Annotated in this window: 22 protein-coding genes; 17 read left to right on the forward strand and 5 right to left on the reverse strand. The window is 70.4% G+C overall.

Features of this window, described 5'->3' with window-relative positions; genetic code table 11:
- Positions 1-86: 86 nt before the first annotated feature.
- The 3 genes from DEJ43_RS21290 to DEJ43_RS21300 all read right to left on the reverse strand — a co-directional run bounded on the left by DEJ43_RS21290 (position 87) and on the right by DEJ43_RS21300 (position 1366).
- Positions 87-593 carry a mycothiol transferase gene (locus DEJ43_RS21290; protein WP_041664115.1) on the reverse strand — a complete coding sequence of 169 codons (507 nt, stop codon included), beginning with the start codon at positions 591-593 and terminating at the stop codon, positions 87-89.
- A 52-nt stretch (positions 594-645) separates the two neighbouring features.
- Positions 646-1047 carry a DnaJ family domain-containing protein gene (locus DEJ43_RS21295; protein WP_015035452.1) on the reverse strand — a complete coding sequence of 134 codons (402 nt, stop codon included), beginning with the start codon at positions 1045-1047 and terminating at the stop codon, positions 646-648.
- 115 nt (positions 1048-1162) lie between these two features.
- On the reverse strand, positions 1163-1366 hold the full coding sequence (locus DEJ43_RS21300; RefSeq protein WP_015035453.1) for a cold-shock protein: 204 nt from the start codon (positions 1364-1366) through the stop codon (positions 1163-1165).
- A 261-nt stretch (positions 1367-1627) separates the two neighbouring features.
- Between DEJ43_RS21300 and DEJ43_RS21305 the strand changes: the two genes are divergently transcribed.
- The 5 genes from DEJ43_RS21305 to DEJ43_RS21325 all read left to right on the forward strand — a co-directional run bounded on the left by DEJ43_RS21305 (position 1628) and on the right by DEJ43_RS21325 (position 6709).
- A complete protein-coding gene (locus DEJ43_RS21305; RefSeq protein WP_015035454.1) occupies positions 1628-2500 on the forward strand; it encodes a menaquinone biosynthetic enzyme MqnA/MqnD family protein in 873 nt (290 codons plus the stop codon).
- Positions 2501-2768: 268 nt separating this feature from the next.
- Positions 2769-3968: a cyclic dehypoxanthinyl futalosine synthase gene (gene mqnC, locus DEJ43_RS21310; protein ID WP_015035455.1), complete on the forward strand. Its 1200-nt coding sequence runs from the start codon at positions 2769-2771 to the stop codon at positions 3966-3968.
- A 5-nt stretch (positions 3969-3973) separates the two neighbouring features.
- Positions 3974-4573, forward strand: coding sequence for an imidazolonepropionase-like domain-containing protein (locus DEJ43_RS21315; protein ID WP_015035456.1), 600 nt, complete (start codon positions 3974-3976; stop codon positions 4571-4573).
- A 99-nt stretch (positions 4574-4672) separates the two neighbouring features.
- Positions 4673-5365: a demethylmenaquinone methyltransferase gene (locus DEJ43_RS21320; RefSeq protein ID WP_015035457.1), complete on the forward strand. Its 693-nt coding sequence runs from the start codon at positions 4673-4675 to the stop codon at positions 5363-5365.
- Between the two features lie 57 nt (positions 5366-5422).
- A complete protein-coding gene (locus tag DEJ43_RS21325; protein WP_015035458.1) occupies positions 5423-6709 on the forward strand; it encodes a geranylgeranyl reductase family protein in 1287 nt (428 codons plus the stop codon).
- On the opposite strand, the gene DEJ43_RS21330 is transcribed toward DEJ43_RS21325, so the two are convergent.
- Positions 6675-7670 carry a GlxA family transcriptional regulator gene (locus tag DEJ43_RS21330; RefSeq protein WP_015035459.1) on the reverse strand — a complete coding sequence of 332 codons (996 nt, stop codon included), beginning with the start codon at positions 7668-7670 and terminating at the stop codon, positions 6675-6677. The genes DEJ43_RS21325 and DEJ43_RS21330 overlap by 35 nt on opposite strands.
- A 94-nt stretch (positions 7671-7764) precedes the next feature.
- Here DEJ43_RS21330 and DEJ43_RS21335 point away from each other — a divergent pair, with 94 nt between their 5' ends.
- Entirely contained in the window at positions 7765-8628 is an 864-nt protein-coding gene (locus DEJ43_RS21335; protein WP_015035460.1) for an NAD(P)-dependent oxidoreductase, read from the forward strand.
- Positions 8629-8719: 91 nt separating this feature from the next.
- Here DEJ43_RS21335 and DEJ43_RS21340 read toward each other — a convergent pair whose 3' ends face one another.
- Positions 8720-9604, reverse strand: coding sequence for a C40 family peptidase (locus DEJ43_RS21340; RefSeq protein WP_015035461.1), 885 nt, complete (start codon positions 9602-9604; stop codon positions 8720-8722).
- A 670-nt stretch (positions 9605-10274) separates the two neighbouring features.
- Here DEJ43_RS21340 and DEJ43_RS21345 point away from each other — a divergent pair.
- From DEJ43_RS21345 to nuoK, 11 genes are read left to right on the forward strand one after another with little or no spacing between them, the layout of a single operon-like run.
- Entirely contained in the window at positions 10275-10634 is a 360-nt protein-coding gene (locus DEJ43_RS21345) for an NADH-quinone oxidoreductase subunit A (RefSeq protein WP_019888619.1), read from the forward strand.
- A 17-nt stretch (positions 10635-10651) separates the two neighbouring features.
- Positions 10652-11206, forward strand: a complete 555-nt coding sequence (locus DEJ43_RS21350; RefSeq protein WP_015035463.1) for a NuoB/complex I 20 kDa subunit family protein — start codon at positions 10652-10654, stop codon at positions 11204-11206.
- Positions 11203-11934, forward strand: coding sequence for an NADH-quinone oxidoreductase subunit C (locus DEJ43_RS21355; RefSeq protein ID WP_015035464.1), 732 nt, complete (start codon positions 11203-11205; stop codon positions 11932-11934). The genes DEJ43_RS21350 and DEJ43_RS21355 overlap by 4 nt, the downstream gene beginning before the upstream one ends.
- Positions 11934-13256: an NADH-quinone oxidoreductase subunit D gene (locus DEJ43_RS21360; protein WP_015035465.1), complete on the forward strand. Its 1323-nt coding sequence runs from the start codon at positions 11934-11936 to the stop codon at positions 13254-13256. The genes DEJ43_RS21355 and DEJ43_RS21360 overlap by 1 nt, the downstream gene beginning before the upstream one ends.
- Complete coding sequence (gene nuoE / locus DEJ43_RS21365; RefSeq protein WP_015035466.1) at positions 13253-13993, forward strand: NADH-quinone oxidoreductase subunit NuoE; 741 nt, start codon at positions 13253-13255, stop codon at positions 13991-13993. The genes DEJ43_RS21360 and nuoE overlap by 4 nt, the downstream gene beginning before the upstream one ends.
- Positions 13993-15342, forward strand: coding sequence for an NADH-quinone oxidoreductase subunit NuoF (gene nuoF, locus DEJ43_RS21370; RefSeq protein ID WP_015035467.1), 1350 nt, complete (start codon positions 13993-13995; stop codon positions 15340-15342). The genes nuoE and nuoF overlap by 1 nt, the downstream gene beginning before the upstream one ends.
- Positions 15339-17822 carry an NADH-quinone oxidoreductase subunit G gene (locus DEJ43_RS21375; protein ID WP_015035468.1) on the forward strand — a complete coding sequence of 828 codons (2484 nt, stop codon included), beginning with the start codon at positions 15339-15341 and terminating at the stop codon, positions 17820-17822. Before nuoF ends, DEJ43_RS21375 begins: the two co-directional genes overlap by 4 nt.
- Positions 17819-19183 (forward strand): NADH-quinone oxidoreductase subunit NuoH, encoded by a 1365-nt coding sequence (nuoH, locus tag DEJ43_RS21380; protein ID WP_015035469.1) that lies wholly within the window; start codon positions 17819-17821, stop codon positions 19181-19183. Before DEJ43_RS21375 ends, nuoH begins: the two co-directional genes overlap by 4 nt.
- Positions 19158-19754: an NADH-quinone oxidoreductase subunit NuoI gene (gene nuoI / locus DEJ43_RS21385; protein ID WP_041662757.1), complete on the forward strand. Its 597-nt coding sequence runs from the start codon at positions 19158-19160 to the stop codon at positions 19752-19754. The genes nuoH and nuoI overlap by 26 nt, the downstream gene beginning before the upstream one ends.
- Positions 19751-20578: an NADH-quinone oxidoreductase subunit J gene (locus DEJ43_RS21390; RefSeq protein WP_015035471.1), complete on the forward strand. Its 828-nt coding sequence runs from the start codon at positions 19751-19753 to the stop codon at positions 20576-20578. The genes nuoI and DEJ43_RS21390 overlap by 4 nt, the downstream gene beginning before the upstream one ends.
- Positions 20575-20874 (forward strand): NADH-quinone oxidoreductase subunit NuoK, encoded by a 300-nt coding sequence (gene nuoK / locus DEJ43_RS21395; protein ID WP_015035472.1) that lies wholly within the window; start codon positions 20575-20577, stop codon positions 20872-20874. The genes DEJ43_RS21390 and nuoK overlap by 4 nt, the downstream gene beginning before the upstream one ends.
- The last annotated feature ends 12 nt before the right edge of the window (positions 20875-20886 follow it).

Raw genomic sequence — 20886 nt, forward strand, 5'->3', positions numbered from 1 at the left:
CCAGATACAACCGGCTGCGGCGGTTGCCGCACGTCGATTGGACCCATGATCGACACCGATGGTTGTACGGTCTTCGGCCGTACGTTCTACCGCCGCTCGACCACACCCCGCACGAACGCCGCCTGACCCGCGTGCTGGAGGTCCTCCGCGATCACCGAGACCAGCCGGACGCCGAGGGTGACCGGCGGGTCCCAGGCGGCGTCGACGACCCGGTCGAGGTCGGCGTTCGTCAGGGACCGCACCAGGTCCAGGGTCCGCTCGTGGACGGCGTCGTGGTAGCCGAGCAGCAGCTCCGCCGGGGCGCGCACCTTGCCCACCTGGGCGCTCGTCTGGCCGTATCCGGTCGCCCGCTTCCCGAAGGGCAGCCCGAAGCGGTCCCGCCAGCCGTCCGACTCCCACAGCTGCTCCCCGTCGAAGGCGCCCGCGAGGTGGTCGTCCTGGACCCGGGTCAGATGCCAGACGAGCCAGGCGACCGAGTTGGCGTCCGGATCGATCCGGACGGCGAGCTCGTCCTCGGTGAGGCCTTCCACGGCCTCGTGGACGGCCTCATGCACCCGGCCGAACGAGTCGACGAGCAGGCCTGCGCTGTTCATGGCGGACATGGGGACTCCGTACGTTGTCAGGTGGCCCACGGCCCTCCCGGGATCAGGAGGTACGTGCCTCCCGCCACCGCTCGACCGTCGCCTCGACGTCGAACGGCTTGAGGTTCAGCGGCGGACCGGCCGGCGGCCGGGCCAGCGCCTCGGCGATCTTCGTGTTGATCTCCCCGAGGATCCGCCGGACCTGGCTCTCCGAGACGGCGGCGGCCACCGCCGCCTCCGCGTCCTCGGCCGCCTTGCGCAGGGCCAGTGACGGCGGCAGGACGGACGCGCCCTCGCGGTGCATCTTGCCCTTGATCCACCAGAGCTCGTCGTACGGGGCGGAGTCGTCGGGCAGCGGCTTGCCGAAGCCCGGCAGGGTGCTGAACTCTCCCCGCTCCGACGCCTCGCGGATCTGCTTGTCCACGAACGACTCGAAGCTGACTCCCGGCGGTTTGCGTTCGGTCATGTGTCCAGACTACGTACGTCCGGCCGGAAAAGGGCAGGAGCCCCGCTCGTGCCCGAAGGCACGGAGCGGGGCTCCTTGGGTACTGCTCTAGTCGTGCTTCGCCGACCCAGGCACCTTAGGCCGGGGAGACGTTCTCCGCCTGCGGGCCCTTCGGGCCCTGCGTGACGTCGAAGGTCACGAGCTGGTTCTCCTCGAGCGAACGGAAGCCGTTCGCGTTGATCGCGGAGTAGTGGACGAAGACATCCGGGCCGCCGCCGTCCTGGGCGATGAAGCCGAAGCCCTTTTCAGCGTTGAACCACTTCACGGTTCCGGTAGCCATGAGCCCTCCTATGGGCCAAAGGGTCGCCCTGCTCCAGAACCTGCAAACAAGTCTGAAAACTACAAAAGCCTGCGGGTCACATGCTCCGCAGGCTCTGTACTGCAAGGGAAACCAAACTGCAACTTGCGTCGAGCGTAGCACGCAGGTCGCCCGGGGCGGTAGAGGGAAAGATCACGTCACTCGCATGTTTGATCTCGCTCCGTGTGCTGACGCGCGTGCCCCGCCGATGCCCACAGTACGAGACGGGTCTAGCCTCACGATGTGGACAATGCAACCGACGACCAGCAGCGCAGCCGGCCCCGCGTCGGGCACATCCAGTTCCTGAACTGCCTCCCCCTCTACTGGGGCCTGGCCAGGACCGGAACGCTCCTCGACCTCGAGCTCACCAAGGACACCCCGGAGAAGCTCAGCGAGCGGCTCGTGCGGGGCGATCTGGACATCGGCCCCATCACCCTCGTCGAATACCTCCGCAACGCGTCCGACCTGGTCGCGCTCCCGGACATCGCCGTCGGGTGCGACGGGCCCGTCATGTCCTGCGTGATCGTCTCCCAGCGCCCCCTGGAGGAGCTGGACGGCGCCCGCGTCGCGCTCGGCTCCACCTCCCGCACCTCCGTACGCCTGGCCCAGCTGCTGCTCGCCGAGCGGTACGGGGTGACGCCGGACTACTACACCTGCCCCCCTGACCTGGGCGTGATGATGCAGGAGGCCGAGGCGGCCGTCCTCATCGGCGACGCCGCCCTGCGGGCCTCGCTGCACGACGCGCCCCGGCTCGGCCTCCAGGTCCACGACCTCGGCCAGATGTGGAAGGACTGGACGGGCCTGCCGTTCGTCTTCGCGGTGTGGGCGGCGCGCAGGGACTTCCTGGAGCGCGAGCCGGCGACCGTCCACGAGGTCCACGAGGCGTTCCTCGCCTCCCGTGACCTCTCCCTCGAAGAGGTCACGAAGGTGGCCGAGCAGGCCGCCCGCTGGGAGACCTTCGACGCCGAACTCCTGGAGCGGTACTTCCGTACCCTCGACTTCCGATTCGGCCCCGAGCAGCTCGCCGGCGTCCGTGAGTTCGCCCGCCGCACCGGCCCCACGACCGGCTACCCGGCGGACGTCACCGTCGAACTGCTTCCGCCCGCGCGGGATTAGCGGGACGCGCGCGTTCCGGGTTCCCGATTCGGCTTCCCGTCGGCTCGCCGTCCCCCTCTCGTCGGCTTCCCGTCGGCTTCCCGCCGGCTTCTCCTCGGCTTCCCGGAATTCGCCGTCGCGCCTCCGTCCGGTAATTCATCCCCCATATCCGCGCCCGTCCCTTCCGGTATGGGCGCGGGCGCCCCGCGCGCCACCCGAGGGAAGCCGCGAGGAGCGCTGGCGTACGCTGGTTCGGTCGATCAGAACCCCTCCGAAAGGGACACACCCGGTGACCGAGAAGGCCGAACTCCAGTCTGTTCTCGACCGCGCTGCCGCGGGTGGCCGGATCACCCCGGAGGAGGCGCTCGACCTCTACCGCTCGGCGCCCCTGCACGCCCTCGGCTCCGCCGCCGACGCCGTGCGCCGCCGCCGGTACGCGGGGACCGAGCACATCGCGACGTACATCATCGAGCGCAACATCAACTACACGAACATCTGTGTCACGGCCTGCAAGTTCTGCGCCTTCTACGCCGCTCCGAAGGACACGAAGAAGGGCTGGAGCCGCGACCTCGACGACATCCTGCGCCGCTGCGCGGAGACCGTGGAGCTCGGCGGCACGCAGATCATGTTCCAGGGCGGCCACCACCCGGACTATGGCGTCGAGTACTACGAGAAGCACTTCGCCGCCATCAAGGCCGAGTTCCCGCAGCTGGTCATCCACTCCCTCGGCGCGTCCGAGGTCGAGCACATGGCCCGGATCAGCGGCGTCTCCGTCGAGGAGGCCATCACCCGGATCCACGCCGCCGGCCTCGACTCCTTCGCGGGCGCCGGCGCCGAGCTGCTGCCGGAGCGGCCCCGCAAGGCCATCGCCCCGCTCAAGGAGAGCGGCGAGCGCTGGCTTGAGATCATGGAGATCGCCCACAAGCTGGGCGTCGAGTCCACCTCCACCATGCTGATGGGCACCGGCGAGACCAACGCCGAGCGGATCGAGCACCTGCGCATGATCCGTGACGTGCAGGACCGGACGGGCGGCTTCCGGGCCTTCATCCCGTACACGTACCAGCCCGAGAACAACCACCTCAAGGGCCGCACGCACGCCACGCTGTTCGAGTACCTGCGCATGATCGCCGTCAGCCGGCTCTTCTTCGACAACATCGCGCACATCCAGGGCTCGTGGCTCACCACGGGCAAGGAGATCGGCCAGCTGACCCTCCACTACGGCGCGGACGACCTCGGTTCGATCATGCTGGAGGAGAACGTCGTCTCCTCGGCCGGCGCCAAGCACCGCTCCAACCTGCGCGAGATGATCGACATGATCCGCACCGCGGACCGCGTCCCGGCCCAGCGCACCACCACGTACGAGCACATCGTCGTCCACGACGACCCGGCGAACGACCCGGTCGACGAGCGCGTCGCCTCGCACATCTCCTCCACGGCGATCGAGGGCGGCACGGCGCACCCCGAGCTGAAGCTCCTCGACGCGAACTGACGCCCGTGCTCACCATCCACGTCGCCGAGGCGACGCCCGGGACGGCCGTCCTCGTCGACGGCGACCGCGTCGCCGCCGTCGGCCCGTACGAGGACCTGGTCGCCGTCCGGCCCGAGGCGCGGGTGCGTCGCTGGCCCGGCATCCTCACCGCCGGGCTGCTCAATCCGTACGGCCCCGAGCTGCTCGAAGGCATGTACCACCCGGACCCCCGGGAGGCCGAGGGCTTCGGCACCGAGCCGATCACCGGCGAGCGGGCGCAGCGGATCTTCCGCGCGGACGCCTCCCGGCTCGGCGCCTCCGCGCGCCGGGGTGTGCAGCGGCTGCTGGCCCACGGGACGGTGGCGATCGCCGGTGAACTGCGGAGCCGGGCCGCGATCGACGCGGTGCGCAGGGCGGGACTCGCGGTGGGCCGCCGCCCGGAGAAGCTGCCGGCCGGACCGTCGTTCTCGCCGGTGCCGCTGGTGCTCCTGCCGGACCTGGTGCCGGGCGGTCCCGCCCGCTTCGCCGTCTTCGACGTCCCCGACCGGGCCGGTCTCGTCCGGCTCGGCGCGTCGACCTGTGTGGCCACCGTCCTCGGCGGCCGTCTCGTCCACCGGGCGCGCTGACCGGGGCGGCCGCTGAGCGCGCCCTGCCGGTCGGGGCGGGATCGGCCCTGAGACAATGGACGCGCCCGCCCGTACCCGAGTCTGCGAGGCCGAACGCCAGTGACCCGCGCCACCCTGGACAAGCAGCCGCACGAAGTCGCCTCGATGTTCGACGACGTGGCGGCGAACTACGACCTCACGAACGACGTGCTCTCGCTGGGCCAGGACCGGCGCTGGCGCAAGGAGGTCGCGAAGGCGGTCGACGCCCGCCCCGCGCAGAAGGTCCTGGACCTCGCCGCCGGTACGGCGACCTCCTCGCAGCCCTTCGCGCGCGCGGGCGCGTACGTCGTGCCCTGCGACTTCTCGCTCGGCATGCTGCGGGTCGGCAAGAAGAACCACCCGTGGATGCCGTTCACCGCGGGCGACGGCACGAAGCTGCCGTTCCGCGACGACGTGTTCGACGCGGTGACGATCTCCTTCGGGCTGCGGAACATCCAGGACACCGACCAGGCGCTGCGCGAGATGTACCGGGTGACGAAGCCGGGCGGCCGGATCGTCATCAGCGAGTTCTCGCACGCCACCTGGGCGCCGTTCCGCACGGTGTACGAGGAGTACCTGATGCGCGCGCTGCCGCCGGTGGCCCGCGCGGTCTCCTCCAACCCGGACGCGTACGTGTACCTGGCCGAGTCCATCCGCTCCTGGCCGGACCAGCCGACCCTGGCGGGCATGCTCCAGAAGGCCGGCTGGTCGAAGGTCGCCTGGCGGAACCTGACCGGGGGCATCGTCGCCCTCCACCGGGGCTTCAAGGCGTAACCCGCCCGCCCATAAACTGCCCTCATCCTTCCCTCGACCTCTTCGGGAGATCTCGCCGTGACCGAGCAGCCCCTCTCCGAGCACAGCGCGGACGTCATCGTCGTCGGGGCAGGCCCGGCCGGATCCACCACCGCGTACTACCTCGCCAAGGCCGGACTCGACGTCCTGCTCCTGGAGAAGACCGCGTTCCCGCGCGAGAAGGTCTGCGGCGACGGCCTCACCCCCCGCGCCACCAAGCAGCTCGTCTCCATGGGCATCGACATCTCCGAAGAGGCCGGCTGGCTGCGGAACCGGGGCCTGCGGATCATCGGCGGCGGCGTGCGCCTGGAACTCGACTGGCCCGAGCTCGCCTCGTACCCGGACTACGGACTCGTCCGCAAGCGCGACGACTTCGACGAGCAGCTGGCCCGCCAGGCGCAGAAGGCCGGCGCCCGGCTGTACGAGCGCTGCAACGTCGGCGCCCCGGTCATCGACGACCGCACGGGCCGGATCACCGGCGTCCACGCCAAGCTCGGCGAGGAGAAGCGCGAGGTCACCTTCCACGCCCCGCTCGTCGTCGCCGCCGACGGCAACTCCACCCGGATCTCCCTCGCCATGGGCCTGCACCGGCGCGAGGACCGGCCGATGGGTGTCGCCGTGCGGACGTACTTCACCTCGCCCCGGCACGACGACGACTACCTGGAGTCCTGGCTGGAGCTGTGGGACCGCCGCGGCCCCCAGGACCGGCTGCTGCCCGGCTACGGCTGGATCTTCCCGATGGGCGACGGCACGTCCAACGTCGGCCTCGGCATCCTCAACTCCTCGAAGGCCTTCCGCGAGCTGGACTGGCGCGAGGTCCTGAAGGCCTGGTGCGCCTCGATGCCGGAGGACTGGGGCTACACCCCGGAGAACATGACGCAGCCGATCCGCGGCGCCGCCCTCCCGATGGCCTTCAACCGCCAGCCGCACTACACCAAGGGCCTGCTGCTCGTCGGCGACGCCGGCGGCCTGGTCAACCCGTTCAACGGCGAGGGCATCGCGTACGCCATGGAGTCCGGCCAGATCGCGGCCGACGTCATCGTCCAGGCGCACGCCCGCGCGACCCCCGCCCAGCGCGAACTGGCCCTCCGGAACTACCCGCAGGTCCTCAAGGACACCTACGGCGGCTACTACACGCTCGGCCGCGCCTTCGTGAAGCTCATCGGCAACCCGAAGGTCATGAAGATCGCGACCCAGCGCGGTCTGACCCACCCGATGCTCATGAAGTTCACCCTGAAGATGCTGGCGAACCTCACCGACCCGACGGGCGGCGACGCCATGGACCGCATCATCAACGGCCTCTCGAAGGTCGCGCCGAAGGCCTGAACGCCTGCCGGTAGCCGGAAGGGGACACCCCGACGGCGCGGATGAAATGGCGGCGCAGGTTGGCCGCCGACCCCAGCCCGCTGTGGTCGCCGACCAGCTCCACGGGCAGGTCGGTGGACTCCAGCAGGGTCTGGGCGCGGGCCACCCGCTGCTGCAGCAGCCACTGCAGCGGGGTGGTCCCGTACTCCTCGCGGACCCGCCGGTGGAAGGTGCGCGGGCTCATCCGGGCCCGTCGCGCCAGATCCTCCACGGTCAGCGGCTCGGCCAGGCGCTCGGTCGCCCACTGCAGGACGGGCCCCAGGCTGTCGTCGTCGCTCGGCGGCAGCGGCGCCTCGATGAACTGGGCCTGGCCGCCGGGACGGTGGGCCGGGACGACGAGCCGGCGGGCGAGCTGCCCCGCGACGGTCGCGCCGAGGTCGGTGCGCACCAGGTGCAGGCAGAGGTCGAGCGCGGCGGTGGCCCCGGCGCTGGTCAGGACGGGCCCGTCGGCCGTGTAGAGCACCGAGTCGTCGACGATCACCTCGGGGTGGCGGGCGGCCAGCTGCGCGGTGTGCTGCCAGTGCGCGGTGGCCCGGCGGCCGTCGAGGAGTCCGGCGGCGGCGAGCGCGAAGGCCCCGGTGCAGAGCGACACCATCCGGGCGCCGGAGGCCGCGGCCGCCCGCAGCGCCGTCACCAGCTCCTCCGGCACCTCCTCGCCGTCGTCCACGACCGCCTCGGGCACGGACGGCACGATGACGGTGTCCGCCCCCACGAGTCCGTCGAGACCGTGGTCGGTCCGCAGCGAGAAGACCCCGCCCTCGCCGGAGTCCCCGCAGAGCCGCAGCTCGTACCAGGGGTCGGCGAGGTCCGGGTGCGGGATGCCGAAGACCGCGCACGCCAGGGAGAGTTCGTACAGCTCCCACAGCGACGTTCCGATCCGCCGGTCCGGTACGACGGCGATGGCGACGATCCCTGCGCTCATGCCCCCGACCGTACGTCAGAACGCGGCAGTAATCGTGCGGTCGTCGTCGGTCCTGCCACTGTCGGCCGGAATCCGCCGCTGCGAGCGTGGAGCCATGAACGCACAGAGCATCACGGTCATCGGTCTCGGGCAGATGGGCACGGCCCTCGCCGACGCCTTCCTCGCCGCCGGCCACCCCACCACCGTCTGGAACCGCACCCCCGGGAAGGCCGACGCCCTCGTCGCCCGGGGCGCCACCCGCGCCGCCACCGTCACCGAGGCCGTCACCGCGAGCGAACTCGTCGTGGTCTGCGTGCTCGACGACGCCGCCGTCCGCGAACTCCTCGCGCCCGTCACGGAGTCCCTGCGGGGCAGGGTCCTGGTCAACCTCACCACGGGTTCGCCCGAGCAGGCCCGCGCGCAGGCGGCGTGGGCGGCGGAGCACGGCATCGGCTACCTCGACGGAGCCGTCATGACGACCCCGCCCGGGGTCGGCGACAGCGCCAACATGATCCTGTACGCGGGCTCGCCCGAGCTGTTCGCCGCGCACCGCACGACGCTCGCCGTGCTCGGCGACCCGGTGGACCTGGGGCCGGACGCGGGGCTCGGCTCGCTCTACGACGCCGGGCTGCTCGGCCTCATGTGGTCCGTCTTCGGCGGCTGGCTGCACGCCTCCGCCCTCGCGGGCGCGGACGGGGTGCCGGCCAGGGAGTTCACGGCGGTGGCCACCCGCTGGCTGAGGACGGTCTCCTGGTTCATGACCGGGTACGCCGAGCAGATCGACGCGGGGGAGTACCCGGGCGCGGACGCCACGATCGACGTCCAGGTGGCGGCGATCGGGCATCTGCTGCACGCGGGGGAGGCCCGCGGGATCGACAACCGGCTGCCGGAGCTCCACCTGGACCTGATGCGCGCGGCGGTCGACGCGGGCCACGGAGGGGACAGCTACGCCCGGATCATCGAGAACTTCCGCAAATAGGGCATGCCGGGAGATGTCGTGACCGGATGACGAAGAGCCGTCACTCCCCCGAGGAGGGACGGCTCTTCGCGTACGACGTGACGCGGGTCGGTCAGAGGATGCGGACCGCGCCCGAGGGCATGTCCCAGTCCAGGGAGCGCTCGACGACACCGGTCGACGAGTTCTGCGCGCCGACGTACTTGCCGCCGCCCACGTAGATCGCGACGTGGTACGAGCCGCTGCGGCTGCCCCAGTAGAGGACGTCGCCCGGCTGGAGGTTGCTCAGGGAGACGGAGGTGCCCATGCTCGACTGGTCGTACGAGATGCGCGGCAGGTCGATGCCGGCCTCGCGGTAGGCGGCCTGGACGAGACCGGAGCAGTCCCACGAGTTGGGGCCGGTGCCGCCGGTGACGTACGAGTCGCCGACCTGGGCCCGGGCGAAGGCCACGATCGCGGCGGCGGAGCCGGAGGGGGCCTGCGTGGTGGACTCGTTCGAGCCGGCCGAGGAGCCGCTGTCGGACGAGGAGGAGCCGTTGTCCGAGGACGAGCTCGCGGACGTCGAGGCGAGCTGGGTGCGCGCCCGGTCGCGGGAGGCGCGGGCCTCGGCGTCCTTGCGCTCCTGCTCGGCCTTCAGACGGGCCTTCTCGGCCTTCTCGGCCGCGGCCTTGCGGTCGGCCTCGGCCTTGGCCGTCCTGGCCTCCTTGGCGGCCTTCTGCAGCGCCAGGTTCTCCTGCGTCTGGAGGCTCTGGTCGAGCGCCTCCTGCTGGGAGGCCTCGGCGGAGGCGGCGACGGCGCTGGCGAGACCGGTGGCGGCCTCAAGGGAGCCCAGGGTGGGCATTTCGATGGTCTCGGTCACCGGCTCGGCATTGGCCGGCCCGGCAGCACCGGCCACCGCGATGGTGCCGAGGACGCCACCGGCAACTCCGGCTCGCAGCGCGAGCTTCGAGGCGCTGCGGCGGGGCTTCCGGTGGCTGGGTATGTGAGCGGTGTGGGACATGAGGACAACCGCTATCAGGGCTTCACGGTTCCCTTCAAGAAACGTGGGTTGCGCCACAGTTACGTTCGGAACCACATAATCCGCTTCTCTGGCAGCCTTATTGACGCCGTAACGGGCAAAACGGGCACGGCCCATCTGGCCCTTGATCACGGGTTTTCATTGAAACGCCCGAATTGCCCGACGCTTACCACCTCTTGACGCCGGTGGCCAAGCCCCGTTTTTCCGGAGGCTTGGTGAAGTGATGCAGGTCACAGTTCCGTCTCACGAACGCTCGTGAAAGCGCGCACGCGTCCACCCCCGTACGCGGGACCCCCCGACCGGGCGACGGCCGGTTCCTTTATCACCCGGATGCGTCCATCACCAATTTGCCTGTAGTGGCCAACACTTGATAGTGCGACACCCCCTCCGATCAGCGATTTCCGGTCCGGATGTCACATCTGGTGATCACCTGGGCGCTTCGCGCAACAAGATCACCGCTCATCCGACTTCATGATCCTTCGTCAGGTGGTGGAGATCACAAAGTCGTTGTCGTACCCCGTGTCGCAGATCACAGAGGGGCGGGCATAAGATGCGGGGCAGCCGGGCTTGTGAACTGCCTCACATGGGGGCGATCTTTCGGGGCCCGGCCGTGCGGTCCAACGGTCAAGGACGACTGGAAGGAGCGAGGAGCGTGAATGCGTACGCGCCCGTCCTCGTGCTCGGTGCCCTGGGTGCGGGGTTTGCGATCTTCTCCGTGGTCATGGCCACGCTTATCGGGCCAAAGCGGTACAACAGGGCAAAGCTTGAGGCGTACGAGTGCGGCATCGAACCGACGCCCACTCCCGCCGGAGGCGGCCGCTTCCCGATCAAGTACTACCTGACGGCGATGCTCTTCATCGTCTTCGACATCGAGATCGTCTTCCTCTACCCCTGGGCCGTCACCTTCGACGCCCTGGGGCTTTTCGGGCTCGTGGAGATGCTGCTCTTCGTGCTCACCGTCTTCGTCGCCTACGCGTACGTGTGGCGGCGCGGCGGCCTGGAATGGGACTGAGGGGCTGAGGGGCACCTATGGGACTCGAAGAGAAACTCCCGAGCGGCTTTCTGCTGACGACGGTCGAACAGGCCGCGGGCTGGGTGCGCAAGGCGTCCGTGTTCCCCGCGACCTTCGGCCTCGCCTGCTGCGCCATCGAGATGATGACCACCGGAGCCGGCCGGTACGACCTGGCCCGCTTCGGCATGGAGGTCTTCCGCGGCTCACCGCGCCAGGCCGACCTGATGATCGTCGCCGGCCGGGTCAGCCAGAAGATGGCGCCGGTCCTGAGGCAGGTCTACGACCAGATGCCCAACCCCAAGTGGGTCATCTCCATGGGCGTCTGCGCCTCCTCGGGCGGCATGTTCAACAACTACGCGATCGTCCAGGGCGTCGACCACATCGTGCCGGTCGACATCTACCTGCCCGGCTGCCCGCCGCGGCCCGAGATGCTGCTCGACGCGATCCTCAAGCTCCACCAGAAGATCCAGAGCTCCAAGCTCGGCGTGAACGCCGAGGAGGCGGCCCGGGAGGCGGAGGAGGCGGCGCTGAAGGCGCGGCCGACGATCGAACTGAAGGGTCTGCTCCGGTGAGCGAAGAGACACCCAATCCCGAGAAGGAGCTGAGCGAGCAGAACCTGCCGGGGCAGCGCGGGGAGCACGGCGAGGAGGTCCGCGTCCAGCGCGGCATGTTCGGCGCCAACAACGGCGGCGACACCTCCGGCTACGGCGGACTCGTCCGCTCGATCCGGCTCCCCGGACCGGCCGCCCGCCCCTACGGCGGCTGGTTCGACGAGGTCGCCGACGAACTCGAAGGCGCCCTGGAGGAGCAGGGTCTGCTCCCGGACAACGCCATCGAGAAGACGGTCGTCGACCGCGGCGAGCTCACCTTCCACATCGAGCGCGAGCACCTCGTCCGCGTCGCCCGCACGCTCCGCGACGACCCGGCGCTCCGCTTCGAGCTCTGCACCGGCGTCTCCGGCGTCCACTACCCGGGCGACAAGGGCCGCGAGCTGCACGCCGTCTACCACCTGCGCTCGCTCACCCACGGCCGGCTGATCCGCCTGGAGGTGTCCGCCCCGGACGCCGACCCGCACATCCCGTCGCTCGTCGCCGTCTACCCGACGAACGACTGGCACGAGCGCGAGGCGTACGACTTCTTCGGCATCGTCTTCGACGGCCACCCCGCCCTCACCCGGATCATGATGCCGGACGACTGGCAGGGCCACCCGCAGCGCAAGGACTACCCCCTCGGCGGCATCGCCGTCGAGTACAAGGGCGCCCAGATCCCGGCTCCGGACCAGCGGAGGTCGTACAGCTGATGTCCACGTCCCACGCGTCTCCCCGAGAGACGACAGAAGGTGCCGTCTACACGGTCACCGGCGGCGACTGGGAAGAGGTCGTCCAGTCCGCAGCGAAGGCCGACGACGAGCGCATCATCGTCAACATGGGCCCCCAGCACCCGTCCACCCACGGCGTGCTCCGGCTCATCCTGGAGATCGACGGCGAGACCGTCACCGAGGCCCGCTGCGGCATCGGCTACCTCCACACCGGCATCGAGAAGAACCTCGAGTACCGGACCTGGACGCAGGGCACCACCTTCGTCACGCGCATGGACTACCTCACCTCGTTCTACAACGAGACGGCGTACTGCCTCGGCGTGGAGAAGCTGCTCGGCATCACCGACCAGATCCCGGACCGGGCCAGCGTCATCCGCGTCCTGCTGATGGAGCTCAACCGGCTCTCCTCCCACCTGGTGTGCATCGCCACCGGCGGCATGGAGCTCGGCGCCACCACGATCATGATCTACGGCTTCCGGGACCGCGAGATGATCCTGGACCTGTACGAGCTGATCACCGGCCTGCGCATGAACCACGCGTTCATCCGCCCCGGCGGCCTCGCCCAGGACCTGCCGCCCGGCGCGGTCGACGCCGTGCGCGAGTTCGTGAAGACCATGAAGAAGAACCTGCCGGAGTACGACAAGCTCGCCACCGGCAACCCCATCTTCAAGGCCCGCATGCAGGACGTCGGCTACCTCGACCTCACCGGCTGCATGGCGCTCGGCGCCACCGGACCGATCCTGCGCTCGGCGGGCCTCCCGCACGACCTGCGCAAGACCGACCCGTACTGCGGCTACGAGAACTACGAGTTCGAGGTCCCGACCGCCGACAGCTGCGACTCCTACGGACGCTTCCTCGTCCGCCTGGAGGAGATGCGGCAGTCCCTCCGGATCGTCGAGCAGTGCCTCGACCGGCTGGCGCCGGGCGATGTCATGGTCGGCGACAAGAAGATCGCCTGGCCCGCGCAGCTCGCCCTCGGCACCGACGGCCTCGGCAACTCCATGGACCACATCAAGAAGATCATGGGCACCTCCATGGAGGCCCTGATCCACCACTTCAAGCTGGTCACCGAGGGCTTCCGGGTCCCGGCCGGGCAGGCCTACGCGGCCGTCGAGTCGCCCAAGGGCGAGCTCGGCGTGCACGTCGTCTCCGACGGCGGCACCCGCCCCTTCCGGGTCCACTTCCGCGACCCGTCCTTCACCAACCTCCAGGCCATGGCCGCGATGTGCGAGGGCGGCCAGGTCGCCGACGTCATCGTCGCCGTCGCCTCCATCGACCCCGTGATGGGAGGCGTCGACCGATGACCGAGCAGATCAGCCTGGGCATGCCCCAGCTTCCCGCCCCCGCGTACCCGGCCGAGGTCCACGCCCGCCTGACGGAGGACGCGCGGGCGATCGTCGACCGCTACCCGGACTCCCGCTCCGCGCTCCTGCCGATGCTGCACCTCGTGCAGTCGGAGGAGGGCCACGTGACCCGTACCGGCATGGCGTTCTGCGCCGAGACCCTCGGCTTGACCACCGCCGAGGTCACCGCGGTCGCCACCTTCTACTCCATGTACCGGCGCAAGCCCTCCGGCGACTACCAGGTCGGCGTCTGTACGAACACGCTGTGCGCGGTGATGGGCGGCGACGCCATCTTCGAGGAGCTCAAGGAGCACCTCGCCGTCGGCAACAACGAGACCACGCCCGACGGCAAGATCACCCTTGAGCACATCGAGTGCAACGCGGCCTGCGACTTCGCCCCCGTGGTGATGGTCAACTGGGAGTTCTTCGACAACCAGACCCCCGAGTCCGCCAAGAAGATGGTCGACGACCTGCGGGCCGGCCGGACCGTCGAGCCCACCCGCGGCGCCCCGCTCTGCACCTTCAAGGAGACCGCCCGCATCCTCGCCGGCTTCCCCGACGAGCGCCCCGGCGCCGTCGAGGCCACCGGCGGCGCGGGCCCCGCCTCGCTCGTGGGCCTGCGCCTCGCCAAGGGCGAGCAGCCGCACCACCGAATCGTCCACCCGCGTGGTGAGACCTCCGGTCAGGAGGGGGAGTGATGACCTTGGCCGCCGAGATCAACAACAGCAGCCCCGAGAAGCTCCTCTCGCCCGTCCTCTCGGCCTTCTGGGACCAGCCCAACTCCTGGACCCTGGAGACCTACGAGCGGCACGAGGGATACCAGGGGCTCAGGAAGGCCCTCGCGATGAGCCCCGACGCCCTCATCGCGTACGTCAAGGAATCCGGCCTCCGCGGTCGCGGCGGCGCCGGCTTCCCCACCGGCATGAAGTGGCAGTTCATCCCGCAGGGCGACGGCAAGCCGCACTACCTCGTCGTCAACGCCGACGAGTCCGAGCCCGGCACCTGCAAGGACATCCCCCTCCTCTACGCCAACCCGCACTCCCTCATCGAGGGAATGATCATCGCCTGCTACGCGATCCGCTCCGAGCACGCGTTCATCTACCTGCGCGGCGAGGTCGTCCCCGTCCTGCGCCGCCTCCACGAGGCGGTCCGCGAGGCGTACGCCGCCGGATACCTCGGCCGGAACGTCCTCGGCAGCGGACTCAACGTGGACATCACCGTGCACGCCGGCGCCGGCGCGTACATCTGCGGTGAGGAGACCGCGCTGCTCGACTCGCTCGAAGGGCGCCGCGGCCAGCCCCGGCTGCGCCCCCCCTTCCCCGCGGTCGCCGGTCTGTACGCGTGCCCCACCGTGGTGAACAACGTCGAGTCCATCGCGTCCGTTCCCGCGATCCTCAACCGGGGCAAGGAGTGGTTCACCTCGATGGGCAGCGAGAAGTCCCCGGGCTTCACGCTGTACTCGCTGTCCGGGCACGTCACCTCGCCCGGCCAGTACGAGGCCCCCCTCGGCATCACCCTGCGCCAGCTCCTCGACATGAGCGGCGGGATGCGCGCCGGCCACCGGCTCAAGTTCTGGACGCCGGGCGGCTCCTCCACCCCGATGTTCACCGACGAGCACCTCGACGTGCCCCTCGACTACGAGGGCGTCGGCGCCGCCGGGTCGATGCTCGGCACCAAGGCGCTCCAGTGCTTCGACGAGACCACCTGTGTCGTCCGGGCCGTCACCCGCTGGACCGAGTTCTACGCCCACGAGTCCTGCGGCAAGTGCACGCCCTGCCGCGAAGGCACGTACTGGCTGGTCCAGCTGCTCCGGTCCATCGAGAACGGGACGGGCACCCTCGCCGACCTCGACAAGCTCAACGACATCGCCGACAACATCAACGGCAAGTCGTTCTGCGCCCTCGGCGACGGCGCCGCCTCGCCGATCTTCTCCTCGCTGAAGTACTTCCGCGAGGAGTACGAGCAGCACATCACCGGCCGCGGCTGCCCCTTCGACCCGGCCAAGTCGACCGCCTGGGCGGACAACCACAAGGAGGTGACCGCATGACCGTCACCACGCCCCAGCCCGCCGGCGGCGGCAGCCCGGCCGTGCCGCCGGAGGACCTCGTCTCGCTGACGATCGACGGCATCGAGATCTCCGTCCCCAAGGGGACCCTGGTCATCCGCGCCGCCGAGCAGCTCGGCATCGAGATCCCGCGCTTCTGCGACCACCCGCTCCTCGACCCCGCCGGCGCCTGCCGCCAGTGCATCGTCGAGGTCGAGGGCCAGCGCAAGCCGATGGCCTCCTGCACGATCACCTGCACCGACGGCATGGTGGTGAAGTCGCAGCTGACCAGCCCGGTCGCCGAGAAGGCCCAGCACGGCGTGATGGAGCTGCTGCTCATCAACCACCCGCTGGACTGCCCGGTCTGCGACAAGGGCGGCGAGTGCCCCCTGCAGAACCAGGCCCTGTCCCACGGCCAGGCCGAGTCCCGCTTCGAGGGCGTCAAGCGCACCTACGAGAAGCCGATCGCGATCTCCACCCAGGTGCTGCTCGACCGCGAGCGCTGTGTGCTCTGCGCCCGCTGCACCCGCTTCTCCAACCAGGTCGCGGGCGACCCGATGATCGAACTCATCGAGCGCGGCGCCCTCCAGCAGGTCGGCACCGGCGAGGGCGACCCCTTCGAGTCGTACTTCTCCGGCAACACCATCCAGATCTGCCCGGTCGGCGCCCTCACCTCGGCCGCCTACCGCTTCCGCTCCCGCCCCTTCGACCTGGTCTCCTCGCCGTCCGTCTGCGAGCACTGCGCCGGCGGCTGCGCCACCCGCACCGACCACCGGCGCGGCAAGGTCATGCGGCGGCTCGCCGCCGAGGACCCCGAGGTCAACGAGGAGTGGATCTGCGACAAGGGCCGCTTCGGCTTCCGGTACGCGCAGCAGCGCGACCGGCTGACGACGCCGCTCGTCCGGAACGCCGACACCGGTGAACTGGAGCCCGCGTCCTGGCCCGAGGCCCTGGAGGCGGCCGCCCGCGGCCTCGTCCGCGGCCGCACCGGCGTCCTCACCGGCGGCAGGCTGACCGTCGAGGACTCCTACGCGTACGCCAAGTTCGCCCGGGTCGCCCTCGACACCAACGACATCGACTTCCGGGCCCGGGTCCACTCCGGCGAGGAGGCCGACTTCCTGGCCTCCGCCGTCGCCGGCCGGGGCCGCGACCTGGACGGCAGCGGGGTCACGTACACGTCCCTGGAAGCCGCCCCCGCGGTCCTGCTCGTCGGCCTGGAGGCCGAGGAGGAGGCCCCCGGCGTCTTCCTGCGGCTGCGCAAGGCCTGGCGCAAGCACGGCCAGCGGACCTACGCGGTCGCCGCGTTCGCCACCCGCGGCCTGGAGAAGGCGGGCGGCACCCTGCTCCCCGCCGCCCCCGGCACCGAGACCGAGTGGCTCGACGCCCTCACCTCCCGGGTCGGCCTCGAAGGCGACGGGCTCGCCGCCGCCGAGGCCCTGCGCGAGGACGGCGCCGTCCTCCTCGTCGGTGAGCGCCTCGCGGGCGTCCCCGGCGCCCTGACCGCCGCCCTGCGGGCCGCCGCCGCCACCGGCGCCCGGCTCGTGTGGATCCCGCGCCGCTCCGGCGAACGCGGCGCGGTCGAGGCCGGAGCGCTCCCCGCGCTGCTGCCCGGCGGCCGGCCCGCGACCCACCCCCGCGCGCGTGAGGAGGTCGCCACCGCCTGGGGCGTCCGCGAACTCCCGCACGGCTACGGCCGCGACACCGGGCAGATCGTGGAGGCCGCCGCCACCGGCGAACTCGCCGCCCTGCTCGTCGGCGCCGTCGAGGTCGCCGACCTGCCGGACCCGGCACGCGCGCGTGAGGCCCTCGACGCGGCCTTCGTCGTCTCCCTCGAACTGCGCCCCAGCGAGGTCACCGCGCGCGCCGACGTCGTCCTGCCGGTCGCCGCCGTCGCCGAGAAGCCCGGCACCTTCCTCAACTGGGAGGGCAGGGCCCGGCTGTTCGAGGCGGCGCTCAAGCCCGAGCAGATGACCAGGCCGCTCGCCCCGTCGGACGCGCGCGTGCTCCACATGCTCGCCGACGCCCTCGACGCCCACCTGGCACTGCCCGACCTCAGGTCGGCACGCCGGGAGCTCGACCGGCTCGGCGGCTGGACCGAGGAGCGGGCCTCCGAGCCCGTCGAGCCCGGCCAGCCCGCGCCCCGGCCCGGTGACGGTGAGGCCGTCCTCGCCGGACACCGGCTCCTGCTCGACCTCGGGCGGCTCCAGGAGGGCGACACCGCCCTGGCCGGCACCCGGCACGCGGCCGTCGCCCGGCTCTCCGCCGCCACCGCCGCCGACACCGGCGTCAAGGACGGCGACACCCTCGAAGTCACCGGCCCGGCGGGCTCCGTCGCCTTCCCGCTGGAGGTCACCGAGATGCCCGACCGGGTGGTCTGGCTCCCGCTGAACTCGGCCGGCCGCGGCGTCCTCTCCGACACCGGCGCCCACCCCGGCGACCTGGTCCGCATCGGCCCGGCGACCCCGCGGGAGGTGGAGGCATGAACCCGAACGTCCTGGCCGCCGAAGACCTGTCCATGTTCGGTACGGACCCCTGGTGGCTCGTCCTGATCAAGGCCGTCTTCTGCTTCGCCTTCCTGATGATCACCGTGCTCTTCTCCATCGTGTGGGAGCGCAAGGTCGTCGCCTGGATGCAGCTGCGCATCGGCCCCAACCGGCACGGCCCCTGGGGCCTCCTCCAGTCCCTCGCGGACGGCATCAAGCTGATGCTCAAGGAGGACGTGATCGTCAAGAAGGCCGACAAGGTCGTCTACGTCCTCGCCCCGATCGTCGCCGCCATCCCGGCGTTCATGGCGATCGCCGTGATCCCGTTCGGGCCGGCCGGCAACGAGGTCTCGATCTTCGGCCACCGCACGGCGATGCAGCTCACCGACCTGCCGATCGCGATGCTGTACGTCCTCGCGGTCGCCTCCGTCGGCATCTACGGCATCGTCCTGGCCGGCTGGTCGTCCGGCTCCACGTACCCGCTGCTCGGCGGACTGCGGTCCTGCGCGCAGATGATCTCGTACGAGATCGCCATGGGCGCGGCCTTCGCCTCCGTCTTCCTCTACTCCGGGTCGATGTCGACCTCGAAGATCGTTGAGGCGCAGGCGGACCGCTGGTTCGTCATCCTGCTGCCGGTCTCGTTCATCATCTACATCGTCACGATGGTCGGCGAGACCAACCGCGCCCCGTTCGACATGCCGGAGTCCGAGGGCGACCTCGTCGGCGGCTTCAACACCGAGTACTCGTCCATCAAGTTCGCGATGTTCATGCTCGCCGAGTACGTGAACATGGTGACGGTCTCGGCCGTGTCGGTGACCCTCTTCCTGGGCGGCTGGCGGGCCCCGTACCCGATCTCCACCTTCTGGGAGGGCGCGAACCACGGCTGGTGGCCGATGCTCTGGTTCGTCGTCAAGGTCCAGCTGCTGCTGTTCTTCTTCATCTGGCTCCGCGGCACCCTGCCCCGCGTCCGCTACGACCAGCTGATGAAGCTCGGCTGGAAGGTCCTCATCCCGGTCTCCGTGGTCTGGTTGATGCTGGTCGCCACCGTCCGGGCGATGCGGAACGAGAACATCGCCTTCGGCAACATCGTCCTGTACGTCGCCGGAGCCGTCCTCGGACTGCTGCTGCTGTCCTTCGTGGTCGACCTGTTCCGCGACCGCAGGGCGAAGGCGGCCGCGCCCCGGCCCGCCGACGAGCCCTCCTTCGACCCGATGGCCGGGGGCTTCCCCGTACCGCCCAAGCCCGGACAGTCCCTGCCGCCCGTGCCCCGGCGCAGGTCACGGCAGGACCGGGACCTCGTTGTCAGTGGCGCCTCCGATACTGCTACTGCGAGTGATGGAAAGGAGACGGACGGTGTCTGATTTCCAGAATCCGGTGGCCGGATTCGGCGTGACCTTCAAGGCCATGTTCAAGAAGCGGCTGACCGAGCAGTACCCGGAGCAGCAGAAGACGACGGCGCCCCGCTTCCACGGCCGGCACCAGCTCAACCGTCACCCCGACGGTCTGGAGAAGTGCGTCGGCTGCGAGCTGTGCGCCTGGGCCTGTCCCGCCGACGCCATCTACGTGGAGGGCGCGGACAACACGGACGAGGAGCGGTACTCGCCGGGCGAGCGCTACGGCCGCGTCTACCAGATCAACTACGCCCGCTGCATCCTCTGCGGACTCTGCATCGAGGCCTGCCCGACCCGGGCGCTGACGATGACCAACGAGTTCGAACTGGCCGACTCCTCCCGCGAGAACCTGATCTACACCAAGGAGCAGCTCCTCGCGGGCCTCGAGGACACCATGGTCGACACGCCGCACGCGATCTTCCCGGGCATGACCGAGCAGGACTACTACCGGGGCCTCGTCGAAGAGGCGGCGCCCGGGACCGTCCGCCAGGTCGCCGTGTCCAAGGGGGAGAAGGACGAGCCGGAGGGGGCGGACGCATGAGCGCGAACCTCGCGGCGTACGCGACGTCTTCGGGCGAGGCCTTCCAGTTCTGGGTCCTCGGCACCGTCGCCGTCATCGGCGCCCTCTGCACCATCCTGATGCGCAAGGCCGTGCACTCGGCGCTCTGCCTCGCCGGAACCATGATCATCCTGGCGGTCTTCTACCTGGCCAACGGGGCGTACTTCCTCGGCATCGTCCAGATCGTCGTCTACACCGGCGCGATCATGATGCTCTTCCTCTTCGTCGTCATGCTGGTGGGTGTCACCGCCGCGGACTCGCTGAAGGAGACCATCAAGGGCCAGCGCTGGTGGGCGGTCGCCTGCGGCCTCGGCTTCGGCATCCTGCTCGCCGCCGGCATCGGGAACGCCTCGCTGAAGGAGTTCACCGGACTCGGCGCCGCCAACAGCGCCCACGGCGGAAACGTCGAGGGCCTCGCCGCCCTCATCTTCACCAAGTACGTCTTCGCCTTCGAGATCACCGGCGCGCTCCTCATCACCGCCGCCGTCGGCGCGATGGTGCTCACCCACCGGGAGCGCACCGAGCGGGCCGCCACCCAGCGCGAACTCTCCGAGCAGCGCGTGCGCGAAGGCAAGCACGTGCCGCCGCTGCCCGCCCCCGGCGTCTACGCCCGGCACAACGCCGTGGACATCGCCGGACTGCTGCCCGACGGCACCCCGGCGGAGCTCACCGTCATGCAGACCCTGCGCAAGCGGGGCCAGATCCGGGACGTGTCCACCGAGGCGCTCGCCGATCTCAAGGCCCTGGAGCAGCGCTCCGAGGAGCGCCTCGGCCGGGACCGGGACGAAGAGGAGGCCACCCGGTGAACCCCGTCAACTACCTGTACCTCGCCGCCCTGCTGTTCACCATCGGTGCGGCCGGGGTGCTGATCCGGCGGAACGCGATCGTCGTCTTCATGTGCGTCGAGCTCATGCTCAACGCCTGCAACCTCGCGTTCGTCACCTTCTCCCGCATGCACGGAAACCTCGACGGGCAGATCGTCGCCTTCTTCACGATGGTCGTCGCCGCCGCGGAGGTCGTCGTCGGGCTCGCGATCATCGTGTCCGTCTTCCGTGCCCGCCACTCGGCCTCGGTCGACGACGCCAGCCTGATGAAGCTGTAAGGGGCCGGAACT

The organism is Streptomyces venezuelae ATCC 10712 (genome assembly GCF_008639165.1).
GTDB classification, from domain to species: Bacteria; Actinomycetota; Actinomycetes; order Streptomycetales; family Streptomycetaceae; genus Streptomyces; species Streptomyces venezuelae.

Excerpts from the sequence above, each read along its gene's own strand:
- DEJ43_RS21350 (WP_015035463.1), top strand. The coding sequence starts at position 10,652 with ATGGGACTCGAAGAGAAACTCCCGAGCGGCTTTCTGCTGACGACGGTC.
- nuoI (WP_041662757.1), top strand. The coding sequence starts at position 19,158 with ATGGAAAGGAGACGGACGGTGTCTGATTTCCAGAATCCGGTGGCCGGA.
- DEJ43_RS21300 (WP_015035453.1), bottom strand. The coding sequence starts at position 1,366 with ATGGCTACCGGAACCGTGAAGTGGTTCAACGCTGAAAAGGGCTTCGGC.
- DEJ43_RS21330 (WP_015035459.1), bottom strand. The coding sequence starts at position 7,670 with ATGAGCGCAGGGATCGTCGCCATCGCCGTCGTACCGGACCGGCGGATC.
- DEJ43_RS21375 (WP_015035468.1), top strand. The coding sequence starts at position 15,339 with ATGACCGTCACCACGCCCCAGCCCGCCGGCGGCGGCAGCCCGGCCGTG.
- nuoH (WP_015035469.1), top strand. The coding sequence starts at position 17,819 with ATGAACCCGAACGTCCTGGCCGCCGAAGACCTGTCCATGTTCGGTACG.
- DEJ43_RS21295 (WP_015035452.1), bottom strand. The coding sequence starts at position 1,047 with ATGACCGAACGCAAACCGCCGGGAGTCAGCTTCGAGTCGTTCGTGGAC.
- DEJ43_RS21340 (WP_015035461.1), bottom strand. The coding sequence starts at position 9,604 with ATGTCCCACACCGCTCACATACCCAGCCACCGGAAGCCCCGCCGCAGC.
- DEJ43_RS21390 (WP_015035471.1), top strand. The coding sequence starts at position 19,751 with ATGAGCGCGAACCTCGCGGCGTACGCGACGTCTTCGGGCGAGGCCTTC.
- DEJ43_RS21290 (WP_041664115.1), bottom strand. The coding sequence starts at position 593 with ATGAACAGCGCAGGCCTGCTCGTCGACTCGTTCGGCCGGGTGCATGAG.
- DEJ43_RS21335 (WP_015035460.1), top strand. The coding sequence starts at position 7,765 with ATGAACGCACAGAGCATCACGGTCATCGGTCTCGGGCAGATGGGCACG.
- nuoE (WP_015035466.1), top strand. The coding sequence starts at position 13,253 with ATGACCGAGCAGATCAGCCTGGGCATGCCCCAGCTTCCCGCCCCCGCG.
- nuoF (WP_015035467.1), top strand. The coding sequence starts at position 13,993 with ATGACCTTGGCCGCCGAGATCAACAACAGCAGCCCCGAGAAGCTCCTC.
- DEJ43_RS21360 (WP_015035465.1), top strand. The coding sequence starts at position 11,934 with ATGTCCACGTCCCACGCGTCTCCCCGAGAGACGACAGAAGGTGCCGTC.